This is a genomic window from Acinetobacter marinus (assembly GCF_900096915.1).
Taxonomy (GTDB): Bacteria; Pseudomonadota; Gammaproteobacteria; order Pseudomonadales; family Moraxellaceae; genus Acinetobacter; species Acinetobacter marinus.
Genome location: NZ_FMYK01000002.1, coordinates 456,642 through 481,988 on the forward strand (window position 1 = coordinate 456,642; position 25,347 = coordinate 481,988).

The window sequence follows — 25,347 nt, forward strand, 5'->3', positions numbered from 1 at the left end:
ATATGCAACCTGTCACATTATTTAAAACGAAATCCTCTTGGTTAAGTTTAGCGATCTTATCGATCACGCTTGCAGGCTGTGCCACCACGCCACCGCAAAGTGCGAAAAGTTTGAATGATAAGGTCTATCGTAGCTATGAAAACTTAATGTCTAAAGAAAGCTATTCATTCTCAGGCAATATGCGCTTTTCTGCAGAAGCTGGCGAATATAAAAACCGCTATGATTCTCAAGAATATAATGATCCTGAGTCAAGCACACTCGAAGCACAGAAGCTCAAACTTCTCAATGACTTACTTGCCAGTTCGAGCGTCTATCCACAAGAACAGCAACGCTGGATGAAAGAGGGCTTGGAAAATCCGTATGGTGCTTCGAGTGCATATCGAAGTAAAAAAGACAAAGCCTTACCCGTGCTGATGGCGAGCTTTATGAATCGCTATTATTATGAATTTGACGGGGTGGTGGACTTACGCCGTGGGCAGTTAAGTTTTAATCCAACTGTGGGCTATCGTGCCAGTAATGTGCATGGTTGGATTAAGTTTCCACTTGCGCTAGACCTTGCCAATCACAAAGCCTATGCTGATATTTCAGCGCTGTCGCCAATCGTGACTGATCCACAATATGATGGGCAGTACGTGGTCTATGATTATAAAAAATTATTAGACAAAGCCAATATCGATCTGAAACCTGCGATGACAGCGATGCGTGAATTGGTATTGGTCAATCCTGCATTGGCAAAAGAGAGCGACTATCAACGTCTGCCATTGACCGATGTAGATAAAGAAAATCAAGCTGTCGAGCGCATCCAATACAAGGGTGATTATGCCGAATTACTGGCGCAGTACTTGCTGTATTTTTATGTCAATCAAGACTATCTGAAAACATTGGTCGATAAAAACTTAAAATCAGATCAACCAATCACACCGAAAACTTTGTTAGATCTTGAAAAAGCAACCACCAAAACGGACACCACACCAACCGAAAGCGGTTATGAAGCAATGTATCGTGTCAGTGATGCCATCAATGACATTTATGCCGAAAACGATGCCAAGCATAATGCTGCAACTGAAACATTGAGTGCAGCGGAGTTAGCAGCCTGTGTTGCTCTATCAAAAGAGGGCGGTCGAACTGAGTCAGAAGCGATTTCGGATTGCCAAGCTGAAGAGGCTGTGTCGGATGATTATATAGACGATCATACAGATGTTGCTTCAGATGCGACAATAGATGTCGTTGCGCCACCACCCGCACCAGCCAAAAAAGCGCCAGTAGCTAAAAAAGTGCCATCAGCAACAACGACCAAGTCCACGAAAGCATATGATCCTTCATCTTTTGGTCAAGGCGCAGAAGTATTGGCAAAATTTGATCAATACAAACGCTCAGATCGCTTGATCACGGCAAAAGATTTACAAGCCATTGTTGCCGAGCAACCTGAGGCCTATCAAGCGTTGATCGAGCACAGTATGGATCAGTTTAAAGATGTTGAAATGTTGAAAGACATGAATTATGTCAGTAATTTTGCCTTAGACAGTCAGGGGCGTTTAAAACGTGCTGAAATGATCGTGAATATGCCGAATTTCAAAGAAATTGGCGTGAAAAATATGAAAGCAACCACGGTGATGAATATTGGTAATTATGGTTCGGCTCGAGTGGATCAAAGCAAATTACGTCAAGCGATCAGCTTTGAAGAGGCCGCCAATGAACGTTCTTTGCTGAATCTCGGCGAAAGCGTGAAGAAACTCACCGCCGATCCGAATGCGGAATCTAGTAGTAGTAAAGCAGATGATCGCAGTAAATATTGGTCTAAAACTGCTCGCCGTGATGAACTGGCAAAAAGTTTCTGGGAACAAGGGCTGAGCTTTGTTGATGTCTATGCGGCGCTGTATCGTTATGCCTATATTTCAGAATTAAAACATGCTGAAAGCCAAGACTTTAATCTCAGCACGCTAGATACCACGGCGAAATGGACCGCCTATTATTATGCGCAAGAAGAAGGCTATCCACTGACTGCGGCGCAAAAAGCAGCCTATGATAAAACCCCAGAAGATTGGCCATATTATGATGAATATCTGGCTGAGGATGTTTGGTATTCGGTCAGCAAGTCGGAAAAAGATGCCAAAATTAAACTCGATTTACAAAAGCTACGGGCACAAGGCAAGACCAATCTGCAAATCTTTGAAACCTTGTATACTCAGCTCGACGATGAATCGCAATATAACAAGTATCTCAATGCAGAGGAGCTTGCAGAGCATAAACGCTTTATCCATACGCTGGCAGAGATTGGTGTGGAAGACTTGAACACTAAAAAAGTCGATAAAGCCAAACTGCGTCCATACGGTGAGTCGGCGCTCAATCGATTCTCCTCAACGAACTATCGCAAAGTGTATGAGGCATTTTTGAACTAATCCTGCGACAACAAAAAATCAGCCCAAGTGGCTGATTTTTTTTACGCTAAATTTATGAGCGAATTATTCACACTGATATAAAGTCTTTTAACTCAGGTCGTACACCATTCCAAATCGCAAAGGCTTCGATCGCCTGACCAACGAGCATCGAATAGCCATCGGCATAAGGCATACCTCGGGCAATGGCTTGATCAATAAAGGTCGATGCTTTGCCGTACGCCATTTCATAGGCGAAATTAAACGTTAAACTTTCAGGGAGTTGTAATGTATCACCCGACAGGCTTGCCGATGTCGCATTAATCACAATATCAAACTGCGCATTTGCTTCATTTTGCAACTGGTCAAGTGACAGTGCGGATAATTCACAGTTTGGCACATGGGCTTGAATATCATTGATCAGTTGTTCTGCACGAGCCAGTGTGCGATTGGCAATGCTGATTTTTGCCACGCCAGCCTGCGCCAAAGGATAGATCACACCACGGGTTGCACCACCTGCACCGATGATCAAAATCGTGGCTTGATTTAAATCTAAACCATTTGCTTTTAAGGCATCGACCAAACCTTGCCCATCGGTATTATCACCGATTAACTTGCCATTTTGACGATACAAGGTATTCACCGCTTTGGCGATTTTGGCACGTTCACTCAGCGCATCACACAGCGCAAAGGCTTGCTCTTTAAACGGCACGGTGACATTCATGCCCACGCCACCGTCGGCAAAAAATGCCTGAACGGCTTGTTCAAAGCCATCAAGTGGCGCAAGCAATTTCGCATACTGCAAATCTACACCAGTTTTTTCTGCAAACGCATGATGTAGTTCGGGGGAGCGAGAATGCTCGATGGGATTGCCGATAACGGCGAATTGTTTGGTCATTAGATTACTTTTTTATCGAAGTGAATTCATGGGCATTATTAAATCGTAATTGGGTGAATTATTCCACTGCACCAACTTGATCTAGCCAATCTCGTGGCTTGAGATAATATTCAGTGAGCCGCTTTTCAGGAGAGTCTGCATCCCACTCAGGGCGATATGACCAACCTGCAAGATTCGGCAAACTGACCAAGATCGACTCAATCCGACCACCAGTTTGTAGACCGAACAAGGTGCCGCGGTCATACACCAGGTTAAATTCGACATAGCGTCCACGACGATAGAGTTGGAATTCTCGCTGTGCTTCGGTGTAAGGCTTGTCTTGATTATGCTCAAAAATCGGTAAAATCGCATCCAAATAACCATTACCCACCGCTTGCATATAAGCAAAACAGGTATCGAAATCCCATTCATTCAAATCATCAAAAAATAAACCGCCAATGCCACGCTGTTCATTACGATGTTTGAGATAAAAATAATCATCACACCATGCTTTGTGCTTGGCGTAGACATCATCGCCAAAGGGTTGGCATAGGTCATAGGCTTTTTTATGCCAAGATACGCAATCATCATCATTTGGATAAAATGGTGTGAGATCAAAACCACCACCAAACCACCAAATCGGTGCTTGACCTTCTTTTTCTGCGATGAACAATCGCACATTGGCATGTGATGTTGGTACGTGCGGATTTTTTGGGTGAATGACTAAGGATAGACCGAGTGCTTGGGCTTTTGCCCCTGCAATCTCAGGATGGCGGGCAGTGGCAGAGGCGGGTAGTTGTTTGATGTTGATATGAGAAAACATCACGCCACCTTTTTCAATCACTTCACCGCCTTGTAAGACACATGAGCGACCACCACCACCTTCTGGACGTTGCCAATCATCAGCGACAAACTTCGCCGTTCCACCACCCGCACTTTCTCGTTGCTCTAGTCCTGCACAAATACGCTGTTGTAGATCGAGTAGAAAATTTCTCACTTTTTCAATGTGATCAGTATTTGGATAAGACATGGTGTTCACCGTAGTAATCGTGGAATGGATTGAATTTAGTATGCTCTACATCTTACAACATAAAACCATAAAAAAAATATGTGATTTAATGCGTGAGCTTAATTTTTGCTGGATTACGATTTGATTGATCAAGGTCAATCGTGCAAGCCTACTTGAGGCACATCTAAAGATACTTTGACACGATCGAGCACCACCGTGGTCTTAAACCATTCTACATTTTCATTGTGATGAAAAAGCACATCACAAATCTCTTGAAAGCGTTTCATGCTCGGCACCAAGAGCACCAGCATAAAGTCTGCCTCACCTGTAACATAGTAGCATTGCTGGATTTCATCTCCTGAAAAGCTCATTTTCAACTGTTCAAGATCGGTGATGTGTGTCTTGTTGACACGCACTTCAACCAAGATGGTAATCACTTGATTGAGTTTGTCTGGGTCTAAAATCGCCATATTGCCCGTAATATAGCCATGTTCACGTAATTTTTGGATACGGCGTTGCACGGATGCGGTCGATAGATGCACCGTGTCGGCTAAGCTGCGCAAAGGCGCCAAACAATCCTGTTGCAATAAGCGAAGTAAGTGCAAATCAAAGGCGTCAAGATTCATATTTGAGCAAATACAGCTGATTGTGTGATAAATTTTCTCATTCATCCTATGAATTATCAGTAAAATTATCAAGTGATGTGCAATAAAATATTAAGCATTATATTAATGACCAGATGTGTGCTGAAAATGTCGATCTCATCCAATACTACGCTCGGTGTCACGCTCAATGTGATTGCTTCGATGTTATTTGCATTGATGTTTGCCTATACCGCTTTGTTAGATGTGTTACAGGGCAATGAAATCTATGGGTGGCGCATCTTGTTGACTTTTCCTTGTCTGACGCTTTTTATTATTGTTCAAGGTCAATGGTCTCAGGTTCAGCGTATTTATCAGCGCATCATCAAGAATCCTTATTTTCTACTGACGCGTTTTGTCTCGTCAGCATTAATTGGTGTTCAGCTCTGGCTATTTATGTGGGCACCTGCAAATGGCTATGGGCTGGATGTGGCACTTGGCTATTTTATGATGCCGATTGCGATGGTGGTGCTTGGTGCAGTGGCTTTTCGGGAAAAAATGTCCACCTTGCAAAAAGTATCCTGTGCTTTTGCGGTGATCGGTGTGCTGAACCTATTGCTGATTTCGAGCAGTTTGAGTTGGGTGACTTTATTGATCTGTCTGGGCTATCCGCTTTATTTTTGGTTAAGGCAAATTAGCCAGACCAATAATGTGGGTGGGCTGTGGTTTGATATGATCCCGAGTTTACCGATCAGTCTATTTTTTATCATTCAGGGCGGGGTGTTGTCAGGTGACTTAGGCACAGTGTTTCACGCCACTTGGTTGATTCTCGGCTTGGGTCTCATCAGTGCATTGGCATTAGGCTTTCAATCGTTGTCTGCACCGCATTTAAACATTAGCCTGTTTGGGCTGTTGGTTTATGTCGAGCCGATCTTATTGCTTGGCGTCGCACTGATGCTTGGCGAAAGCATTCAAGGTACAGAGTGGTTGACTTATATTGCGATTTGGTTGGCAGTGAGTGCGCTATGTCTAGAAGCGGTTTTGCATCTCAGAAAGCCAGCCATCGCTTAAGTTTAGCCACGGCTCGAATTAGGTCAATCTGCGTTAATACATATGATCCATACGATCACGCTTGGTACGCAGGTAATCTTCATTCAACGGATTTTTCCCCACCACCAACGGTAAGCGATCGACCACATCGATGCCGAGTTTTTTTAGGGATTGGATTTTCTTTGGATTATTGGTAATCAGTTTGACTTTTTGAATGCCAAGCTGTTTCAGCATAATGGTAGTCATGTCATAGCGACGTGCGTCGGCAGGCAAATTTAATAATAGATTAGCATCAACCGTATCGTGCCCTTGATCTTGTAAGGCATAAGCACGGATTTTATTGGTCAAGCCAATGCCACGACCTTCTTGGCGCAAATATAAAATTGCCCCACGTCCTTGCTGTTGAATCAACGCCATCGTGGCATTGAGCTGAGGACCACAATCACATTTTAATGATGAAAATGCATCGCCCGTTAAGCACTCTGAGTGTACACGCACCAAAGTTGGCTCGTTAGAAAACTGCTCCAAGCCCACAGATAGCGCCACATGTTCTTCTTTTGTTTCAGGATCTTGAAAAACACTAATGATAAATTCGCCATGTGCAGTAGGGAGTTTTGAACTGGCAACAAATTCGATCGACACGTCGTACACTCAAGTTTAAAAAAGCACTCCATTATAACTGAATCCTTCACCAAAACTGAAATTTGGCGTTGTTTTTGTGCAAGAACAACACTTTTTTGTATTCATCAGTCAATAATAGTTGCTATCACAGTGCAATATTCAGGATAATCTACGCTTTATTTTGCGACCTAAATTTGCGCAATGTGCTGAAATTGTGCGTGTTATGGCACAGTAGCATTGTTTGCAATTTTTTTAATTAAAATGTGGCAGTGATATGTTGTAATATGAATATTGCAATGCGCTGACAAACATTCCCGAGCAACCTTTCGCAAGGCATTTGAAGGCATAGCCACATATGTTGTATACCAAGATTCCTACACAAAGACCGCATACCCCACTTTTAGATAGCATTGATTATCCAGCACAGTTACGTCAGTTGCCAAGCGATCAGTTAGCGACTTTGGCGGATGAGTTACGTCATTACTTGCTCTATGCCGCAGGGCAAAGCGGTGGGCATTTTGGTGCGAATTTGGGTGTGGTTGAGCTCACGGTTGCTTTGCATTATTGCTTTAATACGCCACATGATCGTCTGATTTGGGATGTGGGTCATCAGGCGTATGCGCACAAGGCATTGACGGGTCGTCGTGAGGCGTTGACCTCGATTCGTGCGCAAGATGGTTTGGCGGCGTTCCCTGCCCGTGAAGAGTCTGAATACGATACCTTTGGTGTTGGGCATTCGTCTACTGCGATTTCAGCGGCGCTCGGTATGGCGCTTGCGAGTCGTTATCAAAACCAACAACGTGAATGTATAGCTGTGGTTGGCGATGGTGCAATGACCGCAGGTATGGCGTTCGAGGCGATGAATGATGCAGTCGCACATCAAGCCGATGTGTTGGTGGTGCTAAATGACAATGATATGTCGATCTCATGTAGCACAGGTGGTTTTGCTAAGCATTTAGCAGCGATTTGGAAAAGTGGTCAGTCGGTCAGCTTGGATGCACAAGGTCAAGTGGCGATCTTGCCTCATCCTGAGTGGACGTATACTTCTCGGTTGCACGATGCAGCAACAGATGCAGCAGATAATCTCTTTAAAGCATTGGGTTTTGAGTATTTTGGACCTTTTGATGGGCATAACATTGAAGAGCTCACGCAAGTTTTAAATGCAGTGAAACAGCGCAAAGGCCCTCGCTTAATCCACGTCTATACTAAAAAAGGCAAAGGCTTTGAGCCTGCCGAAGCTGATCCAATTGGCTACCATGCGATTAGCAAAATTAGCCCAAATGTTAGTAAGTCTGTCCCAGTTAAATCTGCAAAAAAATATTCTGATGTATTCGGTGATTGGCTCTGTGATGAAGCCAATTTAGATCAACGCCTTTTAGCCATTACTCCTGCGATGTGTGAAGGCTCGGGCATGGTTGAGTTTGCCAAACATTTTCCACAGCGATTCTTTGATGTAGCGATCGCAGAGCAACATGCGGTGACGCTTGCTGCGGGTATGGCGTGCGAAGGTGCAAAACCTGTGGTTGCGATTTATTCGACTTTTTTACAGCGTGGCTATGATCAGCTGATTCATGATGTGGCTCTGCAAAATCTTGATGTGACTTTTGCTATTGATCGTGCGGGCTTGGTCGGTGAAGATGGTCCAACCCATGCTGGGGCGTATGATTATGCCTACATGCGTACTGTACCGAATATGGTAATTCTCGCACCGAAAGATGAAGATGAATGCCGTCAGATGTTGCACACCGCTTACCATTATCCAGGCCCAGCGGCAGTGCGTTATCCACGTGGCGTAGGTGTAGGTGCAGAGATCATGAGCGAAATGGCGATCCTGCCACTTGGGCAAGCGGAAATCGTTGCTGAATATGGTACTGCACCGTATGCGGTATCTATTCTCGCTTTTGGTAGTCGGGTTTATCCTTGTATGGCAGTTGCAGAGCAATTGGCTGAACAGCTCAATATTGCCGTGCGTGTAGTGAATATGCGCTACGTCAAACCGATTGATCATCGTATAATTCAGCAATGTGCTTTAGACAGCGAGCTGCTGGTTACGGTTGAAGAGCATGCCGTCATGGCGGGTGCGGGCAGTGCTGTGAATGAAAGTTTGGTGGCGCAGTCGTTGTCAGTGCCGAGCCTGAATATTGGTTTGCCTGATCAGTTCTTGGCGCAAGCTACTCCTGCACAAATGCTTGCCAGTGTCGGACTTGATGAGGTGGGTATTTTCCATCAAATTAAACAGCGTTACCTATCGCTTACAGAACAGTCAGCATCTACGCAGAATTCTGCTAAAGTTTTCGCCTCACAATAAGTTGGTTGTAAAAAGATCATTTCCTGACAAGAAATTCTACTTCACCAAAATGCTTAAAGTTTGCTAGAATACGCAGGCTTTAGGCATAAGGGTTTGTTGACACTTCACAGATGCTTGCGACAACAGAAGCTTTTTAGGCGATACTAGGCATGAATGATGAAATTTAGTTATTCTAAATGAGTTATTCATAACGACGTAGCGTCAAAAAGCTTCTTTGTCCCTAAGGGTTATAGCTAAAACTGCTATAAACTTCGTTATGAAACTTGGCAAGGGAGTAACCATTCCCTTCGTTTCATGCCTTGTTTATATTGTTTTAGCTAATAACGCAATGCATGTATGAAGTGTCAACAGACCCCACTCTTTTTAATCTGTATTTTCTCATCTGTAATTATTCAAGGTCGGTGTTCAATGGAACCTATGGTGGTGATGGCTGCTCGTGCGGCACAATTGGTCGGTGAAGAGCTACTCAAGGCGCATAAAAATCGCCATATGCTCGATTTACAAGTCGAAGAAAAGGGCATTGATGGACCAGTTACCCGTGTAGACCGTTATCTTGAACAGATGATTATTGATACTTTAAAACGTAGTTATAAAAATCATAGCTTCCTCGGCGAAGAATTTGGCTATCAAGAAGGCAAAGGTCATGATGCGGACTGGTGCTGGATTATTGATCCACTAGATGGCACACAAAACTTTATAAATGGTTTTCCACATTTTTGTATTTCAATGGCTGTGCAACACAAAGGCGTTACGCAACATGGCGTAATCTACGATCCTGTGCGTGATGAGTTGTTCTCTGCAAGTCGTGGTCGTGGTGCGATGCTCAATCAACGTCGTATCCGTGTCAATGTGAAAGACAGCCTTGAAAATACCTTCCTTGCAGTCGGTCATCCATTCAAATCTTTACGTGGTGAAGAAGTCGTATCCCATGCGGAACAACACTTTGCATCATTACTTGCGGTGACCAAAGCAGGTGCGCAAATCCGCCGTGCAGGTTCGGCAGCCCTTGATTTAGCCTATGTAGCAGCAGGTCGCTTTGATGGTTTCTTTGAAGTGAATCTTAAGCCGTGGGATATCGCATCGGGTGAATTACTGGTTCGTGAAGCAGGCGGTACGGTAGTCGATGCACGTGGCGGTCAAGATAGTCTTGATAATGGTCAAGTCTTAGCATGTTCATTAAAGCTATTAAAGCCATTGATGAAAACTGTAGTGCCTGCGTGGGGTGATGCGGTGAAAAGCAAATAATTGCTCAATCAACATTAGAAAAGAAAAAACGCATGCGCTGTTGAGCTCATGCGTTTTTTTTATGGCTAGGATTTAATATCCAAGATTTAAAGTCATGATTGAAACTTTAGAAAAGCACTTTATAGATAAAAATAATGATCGCCAATGCAATCAGTGGATTTAAAACTAAAAAGAATCTTGACGCTTCAGCACTTGGAATGATTTCCACGCTTTGATGTGCGTGCTGATGTGCATGAGCATGGTCTGCTTGATGCGTATCATGTTGTGCATTTTGACTGATCATTTGGCTAAATTCCTGCATCACTTGTTGACCATCGACTGCGTCATCAACGACTTCAATATCTTCTGCACGCTTATATTCAGGTTGCCCAATACTGTCCCAGAACCAGCCATCGGCATGCACTTGTAGCCAATGATGTTGTCCATCAATCAGCTCAGCAATGCCGTCCTGCCCAAGTGAAGCACTTTGATCGAGATGTGCGAGTTCATTCAAGAATGTTTCAGCGACGATGCGATTGCTTGCTGGGAGCTCACTTTGAATTGGGGCAAAATATTGCTGTGCCAGATCTTCATTTTGGATATGTGTGGCAGTGGCGTTTGCCAATGCTTCAGCATCCGTATTTTGAATTTGTGTATAGACCGTATCGGCGCTTTTTTTCTGCGTAGCGATCAATTCTGCGACTTGTAAAGCCAAAATGTGCAAGATAAATTGCTTGCGCTCAGTCTTAGGCTGTGAGGCTAAAAGCGTTGGCTGTTGCTGTTCGACCTGTTGTTCGATATAGCTAATAAAGTCAAATGCCATGATGATTCCTTATTGTTTTATGACGATTAATCTAACACACGCAGTGATGGTTTTTTCTTCGGCGCATCGCTTTTTTCAGTCGTATCTGAATGTTCTGTACCGTCTTGCGTGAATTCAGGCAAAGCATCATCCTGATTCACGATATTTTCATATTCTTTAGGATCAAAAAATAAGCCCTGACCATTTTCACGACTATAAATCCCAAGTACCGCAGACATTGGCACATAGATTTCTTGGGGAACGCCACCAAATCGTGCGCTAAAGAAAATCGCCTCATTGCTACTTTGAAATTGATGCACTGCATGCGGTGCAATATTTAACACGATTTGCCCATCTTTAATATGTTGCGTGGGTACTTTGACATGATTTTGTGTGGCATCCACCAACAAATAAGGTGTCAGCTGATTGTCACAAATCCACTCATATATTGCACGAGCAAGATAGGGGCGGGTTGGGGTCAAGTTGGCATCTGTCATTCTGAGAACCTTAGTTGTTGAATCGCTTTAAATAATCACTATACCGTGAAAGCTCTACTTGTGTCATGGATTGTTTAAAACTGTCACGATTAAAAACACGTTTACAATAGAGCAAAAGCGCCTTGCTGTGTTTATTTGATAATGAAATCCCAATCGACGGCAAGCGTAATAACAGCGGCGCAAGACTACAATCCAAAATTGAAAATTGATCGGACATAAAATAATTAGAATGTTGAAATAATTGGCTTAAATTAATCAAAATATCTTGCAACTCAAGTTGCGCCTTTTTTTGATCCTGCTCGCTCAGCTGTTCAGGATGACGTAATAGTTGATCTGCATATTTAAACCAATCTTGTTCTATGCGCCATAACAGTTGTTTTTGTTGCGCTTTTTCCGCAGGTGCATCAGAGAATAGACGATTTTGACGATAACGATCGTCGATATATTCATTAATAATCAAGTGGTGATACAGCTTAGTTTGTGGATCGACCAACGCAGGTAACGAGCCATACGGATTGAGCTGGGTCAGATCATCAATTTCTGTATCCTCAACGAGAATCAAGCGATACTGAATCCCTTTTTCCGCCAAAATCAGACGCGTGCTGTGGCATTGATAGTCATTATTATGACTATATAAGGTAATCCCGTGATAAGGCTGAATATCAGAAAGTTGCATAATGACCAGACAAAAAGTCGAAGCGCACATTTTAAAGCAAATTGCGCCGTACAACAAAGGCTTGTGCAAACATGAAAACTTTGTGTAAAGTACATGAGGAGTATTGTTTTTACATTGTAAGAACAAGTTACAAATAAAATAGGTTAATTTCTTGCAAAATTTGTCAAATAGGCAGATAAATTGTCAATGAAAACAAGATTTTTCAATGAAAATTTGATGAATTGTTAGTTGCAAAAATTTGTTTTCTAAGTATAATGTTTTGTTAAGTTGATCACCTTTTTTAAGAATTTTGTTAATTAAAGATAAACTTAACTGAGGGTTAAAAGGATTAACTTAGTTTCAATTTATTTATAAAAAAGGGTATACATCATGGCTAAGGTTTCTCTAGAAGCATTATCAGATATCGACGGTTTCGTTGCAGCAGCATTGGTTGATAGCGAAAGCGGTTTGGCATTGGCAACTCAAGGCGGTGGCGGTATTGATCTTGAGCTTGCAGCAGCAGGTAACACCGAAGTTGTACGTGCAAAACGTAAAGTCGCAGCAGCGTTGAATTTGGGTGACGAGATCGAAGATATCTTGATCACATTGGGTAAAGCGTATCACATCATCCGTCCTTTGGATCGTAACGATGCATTGTTCTTGTACCTTGTACTTGATCGTTCTAAGTCAAACCTTGCAATGGCTCGTCATGAGTTAAAAAGTTTTGAAAAAGGTTTAGATTTCTCTTAATAAGAAATAATATATGCTCATAATTCACAATGTGGTGGATTATGGGCTTTTTATTCAATTTTACCTTGCTTGGTAGTTCTTATGAGTGCTAGAAAATCGGTATATCTTGCTGTATTCGGCTTAAGTCTGCGTGACTTAAATGATTTAAAAGAGCAAATAAAAAAAATAATTCCAAGCAGTGTGGAAATTCATTGGTCGAATGTGGCTGAACCAAAATTACAAGCCTTATTAATCAATGAAAATTTTTTTGAAACCCCAAGTATTCAAAATTTAATTCGCACCAATAATGTCAATGTACTAAGAATTATTAGTCGTTCAGGTCGAGATAGTGTCATCGAAGACAATATTTTGTATTTGCCTGTGATTAATAGCTTGCCACTTGAAAATTGGCTGTCTAAAAATGTCTTGGATGATTCGCAAGTTGCACAGCATCAGCCTGTGGTTGAGAAGAAGACAAGCTCTGAAAGTTTTGCCAATAAAGCGAATTTTATCAAAGAATTATTAAGCCCACAGAATGGTCGTATTCAAGTATTCGATCGTCATGGACAACTCGGTATTGCCGATACACGTAAGCAAATTATTTTTACTGAGCCAGCACGTACGCTGAAAAATACCGATCATTCCTTGAACTTCACCTACGCCACCATGAATGACAGCGCAAGATTGCGTGAACAAAAGCAACAAGATTTGCTGTTTTGGCTGTGGAGTGTGTTGTGGAAATCTCCAGAATATTTGGACTTAGCACCAAGAGATGGTTGCTTGCAGTTGAAGTTTTGGCCACAACCTGAAGAAGGGGTTGACCGTCGAGATATTTTACGAATGTCAGCCTGTTTCTCAGAAGGTGCTGATATTGAAGTCGTTGCCAAGCATTTGGACATTCCATTAGAGCGTATTCGCCAGTATGTCGCAGCAACAATAGCCGTTGGTTTTGGGGAAATGATTCCGAAATCTAAAGCGAAGTTTTCTATTCCAAGCGAAGAGCAAGCGCAAAAAGAAGAAGCGGGCGGAATCCGTAAATTCTTTGGTAGTTTGCGCCGTCGTTTAGGCTTGTAAGGGTAATTCATGATTTTACATCAATATAAAATTGTTTTTGGTGGCTCAATGGGCGCTGGTAAATCCTCAGCGATTCAGGCGCTTTCCGACATTCCAGTACTGACCACGGAGGCGTTGAATACCGATACGGCGGCACATCAAAAAATGCAAACCACAGTCGGCATTGACTATGGTGAAATCACTTTGGAAGATGGCTTGCAAATTGGACTGTATGGAACGCCAGGTCAGGATCGTTTTGACTTTATGTGGTCGGTGATCTGTAAAGGCGCCATTGGCACCATCGTACTGATTGATCACTCTGGTCCAAACTCTTTAAAAGAATTGGATTTTTATCACCAAGCATTTAAAGAATATACCGATAATATTGTGATTGCGGTGACGCACATCGATGCGCAAACTGATCGTGAAACCACGATTTATCGAGATTGGATTGCGAAACAAGATAAGGCATATCCGTTGTATTATATTGATGCGCGTGAAAAGAAAGATGTATTGCTTTTGGTGGAGTCGTTGATTTCTTCGATCGAAGTGAAATTGGCAAAATCGTAATCTAGGTCAGAATAGGCAGAAATAAAGGTAAGTTATGTTTAATCATGCGAATAATCAACGTAAAGCCCCACCTGAGCTTTTACAAATTGCCAAAATTGAAATTAATGAAATTTTGCGTAATGTTGGTGGCGTAGATTTTGTGATGTTGTGTTCAACCGATGGTTTTGAGCTGGCAACTGTACATAAAAAAGATGTGCCAAACAGCAGTAAATTGGCTGCGGTCAGTAGCTCAATTTTGGCGATGGTGACAGCATTTATTACTGAAATTAAGTTACAGGGCTGTCAAACCATTACTTTGGATGCGGAAAATGGTAAAGCGGTCTTGTCAGCAGTACCTGCACCAAAACATCCGATGATCATTGTCACCATGAGTGCCAAAGATGTTTTGCTGGGTCAATTGTTGCATTCAGTGAAAAAAGCCTCAGAAGCGATTGTGAAAGCAGACCAATAATTGCTGACCATGTTTGCATATGCCGTCCTAGTTTAACTGGGTACAAGCGCCGAAGCGAAATCAATGATTCCGCTTTTTTTTATGCCAATTTTCTATGTCAATTTTATGTGCAATAACCATCTTAAAAAATTTACTTTGAAGTAGGGTTTGAGTGACAGCCAATTCACGGAGATAACTATCACAAAGTGCAACGATCTATTACAATGCGTTGACAGTTTTGTGTAGAGTTTTAACTTTGGATCAACACGCTTCACATTTACAGCGCGGTTTAAAAAACCGACATATTCAATTGATTGCCATGGGTGGCGCGATTGGAACGGGATTGTTCCTTGGTTCGGCTGATGTGATTCAGTCGGCGGGGCCTTCGATTATTTTAGGCTATGCGATTGGCGGTTTTATTGCATTTTTGATCATGCGTCATCTTGGCGAAATGATCGTGCAGGAACCTGTCGCTGGTTCATTTAGTTATTTTGCCAATAAGTATTGGGGACGCTTTGGCGGATTTCTTGCGGGGTGGAATTACTGGATTTTATATATTTTGGTGGCGATGACTGAGCTCACTGCGGTTGCCAAATATATTAATTATTGGTGGCCACATATTCCTGCGTGGGCATCGGTATTGTTTTTCTTCATCGTGATTACTTTGATCAATCTGACCAATGTGAAATTCTATGGTGAATCTGAATTTTGGCTGGCGATCATCAAAGTGACCGCCGTGATTGCCATGATTGTGTTTGGTTTATATTTGCTACTTTTCCCAGCACCAGATTCAACCGCATCATTTAGCAACCTTTGGGCACACGGCGGATTCTTCCCGAATGGCTTTGATGGCTTATTCATGATGATGGCATTCTTGATGTTTGCTTTCGGCGGGATTGAGTTGATCGGGATGGCTGCCGCAGAAGCGCAGAATCCTGAAAAAACCATTCCAAAAGCAATCAACCAAGTGGTCTATCGTATCCTGATTTTCTATGTGGGTGCGCTTACTGTATTGCTATCTTTAGTACCTTGGAATCAGCTCGATCTTGGTGGTTTGGATAAGAGTCCATTTGTGATGATCTTTAGTCAAATGGGGATCAACTGGGCTGCGAACTTGCTCAACTTCATCATCTTGACGGCAGCACTGTCTGTGTATAACAGTGGGATGTTTGCCAATAGTCGCATGTTGTACGGCTTGGCACAGCAGGGCAATGCACCAAAAGTCTTCTTAAAGCTGAATAAACAAGGTGTGCCGATTCCTGCGGTATTGATGTCTGCGGTGTTAATCTTCGGCTGTGTATTGCTGAACTATTTCGTTCCTGAAAAGGCACTCAGTCATTTGATCTATGTGGTGGTCGGCGCATTGGTGTTGAACTGGGCGATGATCAGCTTGACGCATTTGAAGTTTAAGCAAGCGACCAAGTCGATCAAGACCTCGTTCCCTGCATTGTTTTCACCATTCAGTAATTATTTGGTCTTGGCATTTATCGCAGTGGTGCTCTACATCATGTGGCAACAGGGCTTTAAAGAATCTGTATTAATGATTCCAATCTGGATCGTATTGATGTGGGGTTTCTTTAAGTTGATTAATCGTCATTCAGCTGATCAAAATGAGCGTGTAGATCAATAAATCGATTAATCACCGATCATCTACTTGCACAATTGTTTGCAAAAACAAGAATTTCAGTTAAGTTATGGGCATACGCCTATAGCTTAACTGGATAGAGCAGTTGCCTCCTAAGCGACCGACGTGGGTTCGAGTCCCGCTGGGCGTACATTAGAAATATAATTCTCACTTTATTGATAGCAAATTATTCATTTGAGTTTAAAAAAACAGCCATTGTTTGTAATTGTCGAAACCCTTAACTTTTGAATTTATACTGATATTTTGCCAATGTTGTGCAGAATTGAGTTTGTTATATTAAACTTTGCTTAGATAAAACAATTTGAAAAATGAAAGGATGTCGTGATGAAAAAGATTTTGACGGTATGTATTTTGGCGCTGGCAGGTTCAGGTTGTGCAACATCTGCACTGATGAATGATACAGGGCGTGATGTAGAAAGAACAGTACGTGAAACCCTGATCAAAGATACTGTGGTGGCATTTGCACAGCCTGCTAAGCCAATCCAAGATGTAGCCAATGATAATGTGGTAATCGTTGGGCAACAATACAGCTATCTACTCACGCAGGGTGGCAAAAATTTTGTCAATGTATTGCGACGCTTGGATGCGAAAAATATCAAAGTCGACAATGAGCTGGCTTTTCTTTCTGAAAAAAATGATGGGACGTTTAAGGGCACTTTGCCATTAACCTATGTGGCGCTGAAAGAAGATATTAGTAAGGACGATCTGAATTTCTTTATTGAATATGATGCCAAAGAGTGCAGTAACTACAGTGATAAGCAGATGAAAGCACAGCGTTTTTGTTTGAATATTCCGCTCAGTGGCGTGATTTATCCGCAAGCTAGAAATATTGCGAGCTTAAATTCAAATCTGCAGCATCTGAGCAAACCGTATCATGTGTCGATTTATACTGAGAAAAAGCAAAAAGAACATATAGATAGTCGCAACAATCCTGCCAAGAAACTGGTGTTATTGCCATTTGCGGTGGCATTTGATGTGATCACCTCACCATTCCAAGTAGCAGCGGAAATTTTTGATTAACAAAAATATGTAGCTGTCAAAAAAGAAGCCTTGCAATCGCAAGGCTTCTTTATTTTTCCAATCAAGAGTTTATCAATCAAGACCTTATCAATTAAGCCTGATCTTCTTTTTTCGGTTGTTCACGTAAGCGAATACCTAAGTCACGAAGTTGCGTTGCTTCCACAGGTGCAGGCGCTTGAGTCAATGGACATTCAGCAGTCTTGGTTTTCGGGAATGCAATCACATCACGGATAGATGAGCCGCCTGTCATGAGCATCACTAAACGGTCTAGACCAAATGCCAAACCACCATGTGGTGGCGCACCATAACGTAGTGCATTGAGCAAGAAGCTGAATTTCTCTTCGGCTTCTTCTTCGCCAATACCTAAGGCTTCAAAAATTGCTTTTTGCATCTCTAAAGTATAAATACGAAGCGAACCACCACCGATTTCAGTACCGTTCAATACCATATCGTAAGCAACTGAAAGCGCTTCACCTGGATTGTTCTTCACTTCTTCAACCGTTGATTTTGGCAAGGTGAATGGATGGTGAACAGATGTCCATTTGCCATCATCAGTTTCTTCAAACATTGGGAAGTCAACCACCCAAAGTGGTGCCCACTCGCATGTCGCAAGGTTTAAGTCATGACCGATCTTGACACGAAGTGCGCCCATCGCATCATTCACAACTTTGGCTTTGTCCGCACCGAAGAATACGATGTCACCATTTTCAGCGCCAACACGTTTGAGTAGATCAAGCACGATTGGCTCGATAAATTTCACGATTGGAGATTGTAAGCCTTCGATGCCTTTTTCAAGTTCATTGACTTTGATGTACGCCAAACCACGTGCGCCGTAGATGCCAACGAATTTGGTGTATTCATCAATTGCAGAACGTGGCAGTGAACCAGCACCCGGTACACGTAAAGCGACGATACGACCTTTAGGGTCTTTGGCAGGCCCTGCGAAGACTTTGAACTCCACGTCTTGCATCAAGTCAGCAACGTCAACCAATTTCAACGGAATACGCATATCGGGTTTGTCAGATGCATAGTCACGCATCGCATCGTTGTATGTCATGCGTGGGAATTTGTCGAAATTCACGTTGAGAAGCTCTTTGAACATCTTCACGGTTAATGTTTCCATTAAATCCATGATGTCATCGTCACTCATGAACGATGTTTCAACGTCGATTTGGGTGAATTCAGGCTGACGATCCGCACGTAAGTCTTCATCACGGAAACATTTTGCGATTTGGTAATAACGATCAATACCACCGACCATTAGCAATTGTTTGAACAACTGCGGCGACTGTGGAAGCGCATAGAAGCTACCATTTGAAACACGGCTTGGTACGAGATAGTCACGTGCGCCTTCTGGTGTAGCACGAGTGAGAATCGGTGTTTCAACGTCTAAGAAACCATTGTCTTCGAAATAGTTACGAATCAGGTTGGTGAGTTTAGAACGGAAACGTAAGCGCTCTAACATCTCTGGACGGCGAATATCCAAGAAACGGTATTTCAAACGAATTTCTTCTGAAATATTAGTATTTTCATCATTTAATGGGAATGGCGGTGTTTCAGACTGTGCAAGCACTTCAATGTCTTTGCCCAACACTTCGATTTGACCACTCACCATATTGGCATTTTCAGTGCCTTCGTAACGACGACGCACACGACCTGTAATCTTTAACACGAACTCTGAACGTGCTTTGTCTGCAGTTGCGAATGCCTCAGGGGTGTCAGGGTCGATCACCACTTGCACTAGACCATCACGATCACGCATATCTAAGAAAATTACCCCACCGTGGTCACGGCGACGATGTACCCAACCGCATAATGTCACGGTTTGATCGATTTGCGCTTCTGTCAAAGAACCGCAGTAATGAGTTCGCATCATGTTATTTTTAAACCTATTTCCAAACTATATTGGGTGTTGTGGCGCATACGTAAACAGCGTACCGCCTGTGAACTAGCGATTATGCCTATTTGTGTGCTTTGGCTCAAGTCGAGTTTGTCTGAGTTGCCAAGAATTGCGGTAAATTTATCGAATGATTTGTCGGACGAATTATTTTGGGTAAAATTTCAACAATTAAAATCAGCATAGATAAAAATAAGTTGTAAAAATAAATACATGTTATAACATAACAATAATTTTTAGAAATATCATTCTGGGGAATCATCATGCGTGTAGCATATACACAGTTAAGTCTTGCGATAACAGCCATTTTATTGAGTGGCGTAGTCCATGCGGAAGTCGATCATGTAGAAGTTGATCAGGTGGAAACTGTCAATACCAAAACAGCGGTTCAGCAATCACAAAATGTGACAACGACAAAAGATGAAATTATAGAAGGCACAGCTACAAAAAGCACAGAACCACAAGTCCATCAATTACAAGTGATTACCGTACAGGCGCACCCACTAAGTCAAAGCGAAAATGACTTGGTACAAGCCAGTAATATCATTGAAAAAGAACAGCTGAGTCAGGGTGCGACGACTTTGGGTGATGCGCTCAATGGTCAGTTGGGTATTCACAGTGATAACTTTGGTGCAGGGGCGAGTCGTCCTGTGATTCGAGGGCAAACTGCGCCACGAGTCAAAGTCCTGACGGATTCATCTGAGGTGATGGATGCTTCGCAAATTTCGCCTGATCATGCCTCAACGGTCGATCCTGCATTGGCTCGACGCATTGAAGTGCTGCGAGGACCATCGACTTTACTCTATGGTGGTGGTGCAGTCGGTGGTGTGGTGAATGTGTTGGATGAAAAAATTCCAACGCAAATGCCTGAGGGCGCTGTCGATGGTGAGGTGCATTTGCGAGGGAACACGGTTGCGAATGAAAAGCTCGGTGCTGCAGGAATTACCGTTGGTTTGGGTGAGCAATTTGCCTTACGCCTAGAAGGGGATAAGCGAGAGGCAGACGATTATGCAGTTTCAGGCTATACGCATGACGGTGAAAAAGAAAAGCGTGTCAATGGCACGTGGAATGAAGGGCAAAATGTGTCAATCGGCTTGTCGTGGATTGGTGATCGAGGTTATGCAGGTGTTGCCTATAGCGAGCGCAAAGATCAATATGCTTTGCCTGGACACAGCCATGAATATGAAGGCTGTCATCCGCATGGTACGCATTTACATTGTGGCTCACATGATGATCACGATGAAGAGGGCGAAGACCACGACCATGAAGCGCATGCACATGAAGATGCGCCGTGGGTTGATCTTGAGTCAAAGCGTATCGATTTCCGTGCTGAATATCAACAACCTTTTGCAGGGATTGAAACCGTCCGCGCACGAGCAGGCTATACCGATTATCAACATGACGAAATTGATGATGGTGCAGTCAGTACAACCTTTAAAAACAAAGGCTACGATGGGCGATTAGAATTTGTCCATGTGCCACTTGCAGGTTGGGAAGGTGTGTTTGGCGCACAATATAGCAACTCAGAATTCCAAGCGCTCGGTGCAGAGGCATTTCTACCTAAAACCACCACTGAAAATTTAGCAGGATTTTTAATTGAGCATTATCAATGGAATGATGTGCATTTCGAAGTCGGTGCACGTGTTGAACAACAGCAGATTGACGCTACCGAAAGTGGTTTAAAAGACTATGACGATACTGCCTATTCAGCCTCTGCATCGGCAAAATGGCAATTTGCACCTGAATATGCGGCGAGCATTGCCTATAGCTATGGCGAGCGTATGCCAAATGCACAAGAGCTTTATGCCAATGGCGTTCACCTTGCCACCAATACTTATGAAATTGGTAATGAAAATCTTGACAAGGAAAAGTCACACAATATCGAAATTGGCTTGAGTAAAGATGCGGGTGATCTCGGTTTTGCCTTGAATGCGTTCTATAACCAAGTCGATGACTATATTTATGCCAATACTTTAGATCGCTATGAGAATTTCAGGTTGGTTGAATATCAACAACGAGATGCAGACTTTATCGGAGCGGAAGGGCAGATTAGCTATCAATTTAGCCCGATATATCAAGGCAAAATTTTTGCCGATCACGTCCAAGCCCAGTTTAAGGATAACTCAGATTTACCACGTATTCCTGCAACACGTACAGGTATGCGTTTTGATGCCGATTTTACGGATGGCATTCATGGTGGCGTAGAATATATTTATGGATTTGAACAAGATCGTATCGCCGATTTTGAAGAAAAAACCTCAGATTATCATCTTGTGAATCTCGACATCAGTTATGAGCAACAGCCAAGTGATTCTTGGTCTTATCAAGTCTATTTAAAAGCCAACAACCTGTTTGATCAGACTTATTATAATCATGCGTCTTATCTGTCGAGTATTCCTCAGCAGGGACGTAACTTTACCTCAGGGATTCGTTTCCGTTTTTAATTCCGCTTGATATTCTTCTTGTGAAATTATTCGTTTAGAAAATGCTTCAAACATTACGTTTGAAGCATTTTTGCTTTAGACTTTAAAGCATCGCAAATCGAATATCAGAAATGTCCACACCGCCTCCGAAACTGTCTTATCAATGGATTGATTCTCCTGTCGGGCAACTTAAGCTGATTGCTAATGACAAGGCTCTGGTTGCTGTGTTGTGGGCGACGGACAAACCAAATCGAGTGCTTTTAGGTGAAATGCAACACGACCCAAATCACCCGATCTTAAAGCTCACAGCGCAACAACTACATGAATATTTCCACGGTGAGCGTCAGCAGTTTGATGTACCGCTGGAGTTTTATGGCACTGCTTTTCAAAAAGCAGTGTGGGCAGAATTACTCAAGATTCCCTTTGGAGAAACCCGCAGTTATTTACAGATTGCAGAAATATTGAATAATCCGAAAGCGGTGCGTGCGGTCGGCGCAGCCAATGGTAAAAATCCCATCTCGATCATTGCACCGTGTCATCGAGTGATTGGTGCGAATGGTAGTCTGACAGGATTTGCAGGTGGACTAGGCAATAAGCAAAAATTACTTGCCTTAGAACAAGCTCAGCAAAGTTTGTTCTAACTATCTACTTCGGTGTATCCACGCTAACCATCAGGAAAAGCGCTTTGGTGTAATGTAATAAAGTTTGGTCACCCGCCTGTCCATGACCTGGAATCACAATTTTTGCATTCGGATAGGTTTTCATCACCTGATCAATGGTGTTTGACCATGCCCCGACATTAGCATCGTCCAAATTGCCTTTTTTCGCATCCAACTCTTTGACAAGACAACCGCCAAATAAGACTTTTTCCGCAGGGTAATACGCTACGACATTGTCTTTGGTATGACCTTTACCTAAAAACTTCACCTCGACATAGCTATCACCAACATCAATGTGTAGACTATTTTCAAAGCCAAATTTTGGCAGAGCAGGATATTTGCCTTTTGCCAATTCAAGCGTTTTCAATGAGGCAAAGGTGGGAATATTGACGTGTTGAAATGCTGCTGTTCCGCCCAAAGTATCTTCATGAAAATGCGTGCTGACTACAGCCAGTGTTTTGGCATTTGAAGTCATTTCAATCCATTTGATCAGCTCAGTTGCGCTTTTATCATCGACGGGTGTATCGACCACAACCGCTTCATTGTGGTTAATCACTACCATGCCATTGGATGGCACTTTTCCCCATGTTTCAGACTTGAAATAAGAGGTATGTTGGTAGACATTTGGCGCCAGTTCGGTGATCACCAAATCTTCAGACTGATAAACGGTTTTTGCCGTTGATTGCGTTATGCTTGACGATTTTGTATTTGGGATTGGCTTTATCAAGGCATCAGGCTCAGCCAAGCTCAGTTGAGTCGTCACTGCCAGTGCTGATATCAGCATCATTTGCATTGCACTGCGAGATTTCATTTTATAGCGCATCCTTTTATTCATTCTTTTATAGTTCGTCCTTGAGTTTTTTCTCAAAATTCTTCACGGATTTGATGTATTTACGCACTTTCCAGCGTGTCCAAAAACTACGCTCATAACCTGTCGGTCCGACATTATAGTAGCCTGTTGCTTTCTTCCAGCTTCCAGCCTTGCTGTGATAATCCGCCAAAATATAGCTACCGCAAAGCACATTGGTGCGCTCATCATAGAGATTGCTCCCACAAGTCGCTTGCCAGTAGCTTGGAATGACTTGCATCAAGCCCACTGCACCAGTAGGCGATCGGGCATCGCTACGATAGTTGGACTCTTGTCTGATCACGGCGGCGATGAGTAGTGGATCGACGTTATATTTTTCAGAACCTTCAATGATATACGGTGAAATGCGCTGTGCGGTATAGGTGTTCACCGCATAAGCACGCTGGATACCTTGGGCGAGTTGTTGGCTTTTTTGCTGCGGGCTACCACGTAAAGTGCTACAGCCCGAAGCAATCAGTGCGATAAAACTAAACAGAAAAATAAGTCGAAAAGTGGGGTGAATGCTCATAAAACGTGAATAAAAATCTTGCCTAGCCGAAACATAACATAAATCAATCATAAATCGGCTTGGCGTGCAGACAAATTCGGCGATCAATAACAATCTGTAACGAACTACTCAGAATCTGCACGCAGTTGACGGCGGGCATGTTTCAACGCAGAGCGTAAGCCTTCCTCCAGCGTTGGATGATAGTACGGACGATCTAAAATATCCGCTAAGGTCACTTGTTCGGCAATCATCCATGACAACATATGTGCAAGATGTTCCGCAGATTCTACGAACAGCTCCGCACCGAGTAAACGCTGTGAGGATTTCTCAATATAGACTTCGATCGCACCGACATTTTTACCCAAGGTCAGGGCACGACCTTGCTTTTCAAAGGACTGAATTCCCGTCACAAAATCGATGTGCTGTTGCTCAAGCTCCTTTTTCGACTGACCTGCAATCGCCATTTGTGGATTACTAAAGATGATTGCTAGTGGGGATAGCTTTGGTAGCGCTTGGATGTCGGGATAATTTAAAGCATTTTGCACGACATGCTTGCCTGTAAAGGCGGCAACATGCTGAATCGGATTTTGACTAAAGGCATCACCAACCACAAATAGCGGATAATCGCCAAGCTGTTTGCTGTCATGATTGATTGGTAGTTTTTTAATGTCTTGAAAGATCGCATCGACCTTGTGCAAATCTAAGGTACTCAGTAATGAGCTACGTCCTGTGGCACTAAGTACATAATCGACTTTGATGGATTGAGATTGCCCTTGTTGATCCTGATATTCAATCGTCACCCCGTCGCCATCTCGAGACATGGATTCGGGGAGTGTTTCAAACAAGATGTTCACGGATTGTGAAAAATGTGCTTGCGCAAGCGTTTGTAAATGTTCTGAAGACAATATCCCAACCTTGCGACTGCGGGCAAAGACCGTAACATCGACACCGAGTTGATGCATGGCGACGGCAAGTTCTATAGCAATCACGCCACTACCAATTACAGCCAATCGTTTTGGCAAGTAAGGAAGCTCAAAGACTTCATCAGTTGTAATGAGTCGATCGCCAAGTATTTTCTTTTGATCTTGATCGATATTGGGGCTTGAACCGACGGCAAGAATAAATGCCTTGGCTTGCAGTTGCTCGCCGTTGACGTCAATGGTATTGGCATTGATAAATTTGGCTTGTCCAGAGGTTTTATGTTCAGGATGCCATGATTCCACATCTTTAATCACAGATGCGGTGAATCGATCTCGAAGCGTTTGCACGTGTTGCATCACTTGACTGGTATCGGCGTCAATTTTTAGATTTAGCCCGACACGATCTGCATGATGAGCGTCGTGCAGTTGATTTGCCGTTGAAATCAATATTTTACTTGGCATACAGCCGACTCGGGCGCATGTGGTATCCCATGCACCATCATTAATGATTCTTAAATTGTTGGTGTGTTTTCGTGCTTCTTTATAGGCACTTATACCTGCGGTGCCTGCGCCAATAATGATGAGGTCGTACATAGTTTTAAGCGCACTGATTATTAATAAGGGATGGGAATAAATTAAATGTATCT

General features: G+C 42.9%; 23 protein-coding genes and 1 tRNA gene. 13 read left to right on the forward strand and 11 right to left on the reverse strand.

Annotation, left to right across the window (positions count from 1 at the left end; translation table 11 throughout):
- The first annotated feature begins 2 nt into the window (after positions 1-2).
- On the forward strand, positions 3-2,399 hold the full coding sequence (locus tag BLQ60_RS05565) for a hypothetical protein (protein ID WP_092617153.1): 2,397 nt from the start codon (positions 3-5) through the stop codon (positions 2,397-2,399).
- Between the two features lie 67 nt (positions 2,400-2,466).
- Here BLQ60_RS05565 and aroE read toward each other — a convergent pair whose 3' ends face one another.
- The 3 genes from aroE to BLQ60_RS05580 form a co-directional block, all read right to left on the reverse strand.
- Positions 2,467-3,273: a shikimate dehydrogenase gene (gene aroE / locus BLQ60_RS05570; protein WP_092617156.1), complete on the reverse strand. Its 807-nt coding sequence runs from the start codon at positions 3,271-3,273 to the stop codon at positions 2,467-2,469.
- A 58-nt stretch (positions 3,274-3,331) separates the two neighbouring features.
- Complete coding sequence (hemF, locus tag BLQ60_RS05575; protein WP_092617159.1) at positions 3,332-4,282, reverse strand: oxygen-dependent coproporphyrinogen oxidase; 951 nt, start codon at positions 4,280-4,282, stop codon at positions 3,332-3,334.
- A 134-nt stretch (positions 4,283-4,416) separates the two neighbouring features.
- Positions 4,417-4,887, reverse strand: coding sequence for an Lrp/AsnC family transcriptional regulator (locus BLQ60_RS05580; RefSeq protein ID WP_092617162.1), 471 nt, complete (start codon positions 4,885-4,887; stop codon positions 4,417-4,419).
- 126 nt (positions 4,888-5,013) lie between these two features.
- Here BLQ60_RS05580 and rarD point away from each other — a divergent pair, with 126 nt between their 5' ends.
- Positions 5,014-5,913: an EamA family transporter RarD gene (rarD, locus tag BLQ60_RS05585; protein WP_092617447.1), complete on the forward strand. Its 900-nt coding sequence runs from the start codon at positions 5,014-5,016 to the stop codon at positions 5,911-5,913.
- Positions 5,914-5,946: 33 nt separating this feature from the next.
- Here the strand turns inward: rarD and ribA are convergent, their stop codons facing one another.
- Positions 5,947-6,534, reverse strand: a complete 588-nt coding sequence (gene ribA / locus BLQ60_RS05590; protein ID WP_092617165.1) for a GTP cyclohydrolase II — start codon at positions 6,532-6,534, stop codon at positions 5,947-5,949.
- 334 nt (positions 6,535-6,868) lie between these two features.
- Here ribA and dxs point away from each other — a divergent pair, with 334 nt between their 5' ends.
- Together dxs and BLQ60_RS05600 are read left to right on the forward strand one after the other, a co-directional pair.
- Positions 6,869-8,821 (forward strand): 1-deoxy-D-xylulose-5-phosphate synthase, encoded by a 1,953-nt coding sequence (gene dxs, locus BLQ60_RS05595; RefSeq protein ID WP_092617168.1) that lies wholly within the window; start codon positions 6,869-6,871, stop codon positions 8,819-8,821.
- Positions 8,822-9,229: 408 nt separating this feature from the next.
- Complete coding sequence (locus BLQ60_RS05600; protein WP_092617170.1) at positions 9,230-10,066, forward strand: inositol monophosphatase family protein; 837 nt, start codon at positions 9,230-9,232, stop codon at positions 10,064-10,066.
- A gap of 106 nt (positions 10,067-10,172) precedes the next feature.
- Here BLQ60_RS05600 and BLQ60_RS05605 read toward each other — a convergent pair whose 3' ends face one another.
- Genes BLQ60_RS05605 through BLQ60_RS05615 form a run of 3 tightly spaced genes read right to left on the reverse strand, consistent with a single transcriptional unit; the run spans position 10,173 to position 12,020 of the window.
- Complete coding sequence (locus tag BLQ60_RS05605; protein ID WP_092617173.1) at positions 10,173-10,868, reverse strand: hypothetical protein; 696 nt, start codon at positions 10,866-10,868, stop codon at positions 10,173-10,175.
- 26 nt (positions 10,869-10,894) lie between these two features.
- Positions 10,895-11,344, reverse strand: a complete 450-nt coding sequence (locus BLQ60_RS05610; protein WP_092617176.1) for a ClpXP protease specificity-enhancing factor — start codon at positions 11,342-11,344, stop codon at positions 10,895-10,897.
- A gap of 10 nt (positions 11,345-11,354) precedes the next feature.
- Complete coding sequence (locus tag BLQ60_RS05615; RefSeq protein ID WP_092617179.1) at positions 11,355-12,020, reverse strand: glutathione S-transferase N-terminal domain-containing protein; 666 nt, start codon at positions 12,018-12,020, stop codon at positions 11,355-11,357.
- 369 nt (positions 12,021-12,389) lie between these two features.
- Between BLQ60_RS05615 and BLQ60_RS05620 the strand changes: the two genes are divergently transcribed.
- The 7 genes from BLQ60_RS05620 (at position 12,390) to BLQ60_RS05650 (ending at position 17,446) form a co-directional block, all read left to right on the forward strand.
- Entirely contained in the window at positions 12,390-12,749 is a 360-nt protein-coding gene (locus tag BLQ60_RS05620) for a roadblock/LC7 domain-containing protein (protein WP_092617183.1), read from the forward strand.
- 81 nt (positions 12,750-12,830) lie between these two features.
- The gene (locus BLQ60_RS05625; RefSeq protein ID WP_092617186.1) at positions 12,831-13,802 is read left to right on the forward strand and encodes a hypothetical protein; all 972 of its coding nucleotides are present in this window, start codon (positions 12,831-12,833) and stop codon (positions 13,800-13,802) included.
- Between the two features lie 9 nt (positions 13,803-13,811).
- Positions 13,812-14,351 carry a GTP-binding protein gene (locus BLQ60_RS05630; protein WP_092617189.1) on the forward strand — a complete coding sequence of 180 codons (540 nt, stop codon included), beginning with the start codon at positions 13,812-13,814 and terminating at the stop codon, positions 14,349-14,351.
- Positions 14,352-14,385: 34 nt separating this feature from the next.
- Complete coding sequence (locus BLQ60_RS05635) at positions 14,386-14,802, forward strand: roadblock/LC7 domain-containing protein (RefSeq protein ID WP_092617192.1); 417 nt, start codon at positions 14,386-14,388, stop codon at positions 14,800-14,802.
- Between the two features lie 235 nt (positions 14,803-15,037).
- Complete coding sequence (locus BLQ60_RS05640) at positions 15,038-16,411, forward strand: amino acid permease (RefSeq protein ID WP_092617195.1); 1,374 nt, start codon at positions 15,038-15,040, stop codon at positions 16,409-16,411.
- Positions 16,412-16,483: 72 nt separating this feature from the next.
- A tRNA-Arg gene (locus tag BLQ60_RS05645) sits at positions 16,484-16,556 on the forward strand.
- Positions 16,557-16,750: 194 nt separating this feature from the next.
- Positions 16,751-17,446, forward strand: a complete 696-nt coding sequence (locus BLQ60_RS05650; protein ID WP_092617198.1) for a YidX family protein — start codon at positions 16,751-16,753, stop codon at positions 17,444-17,446.
- Positions 17,447-17,537: 91 nt separating this feature from the next.
- Here BLQ60_RS05650 and aspS read toward each other — a convergent pair whose 3' ends face one another.
- The gene (gene aspS / locus BLQ60_RS05655; protein ID WP_092617201.1) at positions 17,538-19,322 is read right to left on the reverse strand and encodes an aspartate--tRNA ligase; all 1,785 of its coding nucleotides are present in this window, start codon (positions 19,320-19,322) and stop codon (positions 17,538-17,540) included.
- A gap of 284 nt (positions 19,323-19,606) precedes the next feature.
- Between aspS and BLQ60_RS05660 the strand changes: the two genes are divergently transcribed.
- Together BLQ60_RS05660 and BLQ60_RS05665 are read left to right on the forward strand one after the other, a co-directional pair.
- A complete protein-coding gene (locus BLQ60_RS05660; RefSeq protein WP_092617204.1) occupies positions 19,607-21,787 on the forward strand; it encodes a TonB-dependent receptor domain-containing protein in 2,181 nt (726 codons plus the stop codon).
- Between the two features lie 110 nt (positions 21,788-21,897).
- Positions 21,898-22,407: a methylated-DNA--[protein]-cysteine S-methyltransferase gene (locus BLQ60_RS05665; protein WP_092617207.1), complete on the forward strand. Its 510-nt coding sequence runs from the start codon at positions 21,898-21,900 to the stop codon at positions 22,405-22,407.
- A 4-nt stretch (positions 22,408-22,411) separates the two neighbouring features.
- Here the strand turns inward: BLQ60_RS05665 and bla are convergent, their stop codons facing one another.
- From bla to BLQ60_RS05680, 3 genes are all read right to left on the reverse strand, one after another.
- Positions 22,412-23,236, reverse strand: coding sequence for a subclass B1 metallo-beta-lactamase (gene bla / locus BLQ60_RS05670; protein ID WP_171259057.1), 825 nt, complete (start codon positions 23,234-23,236; stop codon positions 22,412-22,414).
- A 28-nt stretch (positions 23,237-23,264) separates the two neighbouring features.
- Complete coding sequence (locus BLQ60_RS05675) at positions 23,265-23,801, reverse strand: lytic transglycosylase domain-containing protein (protein ID WP_092617212.1); 537 nt, start codon at positions 23,799-23,801, stop codon at positions 23,265-23,267.
- A gap of 104 nt (positions 23,802-23,905) precedes the next feature.
- Positions 23,906-25,294, reverse strand: a complete 1,389-nt coding sequence (locus BLQ60_RS05680; RefSeq protein WP_092617214.1) for a dihydrolipoyl dehydrogenase — start codon at positions 25,292-25,294, stop codon at positions 23,906-23,908.
- Between the last annotated feature and the right edge of the window lie 53 nt (positions 25,295-25,347).

Excerpts from the sequence above, each read along its gene's own strand:
- BLQ60_RS05635 (WP_092617192.1), top strand. The coding sequence starts at position 14,386 with ATGTTTAATCATGCGAATAATCAACGTAAAGCCCCACCTGAGCTTTTA.
- aspS (WP_092617201.1), bottom strand. The coding sequence starts at position 19,322 with ATGATGCGAACTCATTACTGCGGTTCTTTGACAGAAGCGCAAATCGAT.
- dxs (WP_092617168.1), top strand. The coding sequence starts at position 6,869 with ATGTTGTATACCAAGATTCCTACACAAAGACCGCATACCCCACTTTTA.
- BLQ60_RS05580 (WP_092617162.1), bottom strand. The coding sequence starts at position 4,887 with ATGAATCTTGACGCCTTTGATTTGCACTTACTTCGCTTATTGCAACAG.
- aroE (WP_092617156.1), bottom strand. The coding sequence starts at position 3,273 with ATGACCAAACAATTCGCCGTTATCGGCAATCCCATCGAGCATTCTCGC.
- BLQ60_RS05625 (WP_092617186.1), top strand. The coding sequence starts at position 12,831 with ATGAGTGCTAGAAAATCGGTATATCTTGCTGTATTCGGCTTAAGTCTG.
- BLQ60_RS05620 (WP_092617183.1), top strand. The coding sequence starts at position 12,390 with ATGGCTAAGGTTTCTCTAGAAGCATTATCAGATATCGACGGTTTCGTT.
- BLQ60_RS05630 (WP_092617189.1), top strand. The coding sequence starts at position 13,812 with ATGATTTTACATCAATATAAAATTGTTTTTGGTGGCTCAATGGGCGCT.
- BLQ60_RS05600 (WP_092617170.1), top strand. The coding sequence starts at position 9,230 with ATGGAACCTATGGTGGTGATGGCTGCTCGTGCGGCACAATTGGTCGGT.
- BLQ60_RS05605 (WP_092617173.1), bottom strand. The coding sequence starts at position 10,868 with ATGGCATTTGACTTTATTAGCTATATCGAACAACAGGTCGAACAGCAA.
- bla (WP_171259057.1), bottom strand. The coding sequence starts at position 23,236 with ATGAAATCTCGCAGTGCAATGCAAATGATGCTGATATCAGCACTGGCA.
- BLQ60_RS05650 (WP_092617198.1), top strand. The coding sequence starts at position 16,751 with ATGAAAAAGATTTTGACGGTATGTATTTTGGCGCTGGCAGGTTCAGGT.
- BLQ60_RS05680 (WP_092617214.1), bottom strand. The coding sequence starts at position 25,294 with ATGTACGACCTCATCATTATTGGCGCAGGCACCGCAGGTATAAGTGCC.
- BLQ60_RS05615 (WP_092617179.1), bottom strand. The coding sequence starts at position 12,020 with ATGCAACTTTCTGATATTCAGCCTTATCACGGGATTACCTTATATAGT.
- BLQ60_RS05565 (WP_092617153.1), top strand. The coding sequence starts at position 3 with ATGCAACCTGTCACATTATTTAAAACGAAATCCTCTTGGTTAAGTTTA.
- BLQ60_RS05665 (WP_092617207.1), top strand. The coding sequence starts at position 21,898 with ATGTCCACACCGCCTCCGAAACTGTCTTATCAATGGATTGATTCTCCT.
- rarD (WP_092617447.1), top strand. The coding sequence starts at position 5,014 with ATGTCGATCTCATCCAATACTACGCTCGGTGTCACGCTCAATGTGATT.
- BLQ60_RS05610 (WP_092617176.1), bottom strand. The coding sequence starts at position 11,344 with ATGACAGATGCCAACTTGACCCCAACCCGCCCCTATCTTGCTCGTGCA.
- BLQ60_RS05660 (WP_092617204.1), top strand. The coding sequence starts at position 19,607 with ATGCGTGTAGCATATACACAGTTAAGTCTTGCGATAACAGCCATTTTA.
- hemF (WP_092617159.1), bottom strand. The coding sequence starts at position 4,282 with ATGTCTTATCCAAATACTGATCACATTGAAAAAGTGAGAAATTTTCTA.
- BLQ60_RS05675 (WP_092617212.1), bottom strand. The coding sequence starts at position 23,801 with ATGAGCATTCACCCCACTTTTCGACTTATTTTTCTGTTTAGTTTTATC.